Source organism: Novosphingobium sp. ZW T3_23, assembly GCF_044987305.1.
Lineage (GTDB): Bacteria > Pseudomonadota > Alphaproteobacteria > Sphingomonadales > Sphingomonadaceae > Novosphingobium.
The window spans coordinates 1-643 of sequence record NZ_JBJDRF010000149.1 but is presented as its reverse complement, the minus strand read 5'-3'; the positions used below and the strand labels follow the sequence as shown (position 1 = coordinate 643).

The 643-nt window shown below is 62.5% G+C and carries 2 protein-coding genes; both read right to left on the bottom strand.

Annotation, left to right across the window (positions count from 1 at the left end; translation table 11 throughout):
• Positions 1-265 (bottom strand): ATP-binding protein (locus ACI3K3_RS25755; RefSeq protein WP_404918965.1); only part of this gene is annotated, 265 nt, incomplete at its 3' end.
• Positions 265-643 (bottom strand): Mu transposase domain-containing protein (locus ACI3K3_RS25750; protein ID WP_404918963.1); only part of this gene is annotated, 379 nt, incomplete at its 5' end. The genes ACI3K3_RS25750 and ACI3K3_RS25755, both read right to left, overlap by 1 nt.

Genomic DNA, 643 nt, shown 5'->3' with positions numbered 1-643 from the left:
TCTGGTGCGGATCAACACTGGGTTGAGCCTCGAAATCGAAGCCGTCGAGCTCGCGAGCATAGGGGAAATGGGCAATCTTCATCGCCATCTCGATCCGCCGCTCGTCCTTGCGGGCAATTTCTCGCTCACAAAGGAACGCGAGCGTCTCGCGCATTGTCAGGTCGTTGCGGGCCGCCTCGTCGAGCAGCGTGTCGAGCTGGTCACGGATGGCGGTGAGCTTGAGCCGGGACAACCAGCCCAGCAACGTCTCGTGGTCGATAGTCATTACCACCGCCCTCCTGCCAGCTGCTCATATTCGAGCAGGGGACGCAGCAGATCGGGCGGTCGCATAGCCGCCATCTCGGGATCGACAGGCCGAAGCACGGGGCCACTCACGCCACTGACACCAGCGAAGTGAGCCGGGTCCGTCAGTCGGCGGTGGCGACCGCTCGCCTCGGCATGTTCAGCAACTAGCTGACCGCCATGAAAGATGCGAACCTGAGCACCGCTAAGCGTCACCTGCACGCTCTCACCGACCAATCGCCAAGGCACGGAATAGGCGTTGGTATCGATCTCGACCGCACAGTCGCTGTGCACCTTGCGAACCAGCTCCCGGATCTGTCGGAACGGTGGCCGCCCTTGGAGCGGCTTTAGTTTGCAGGCC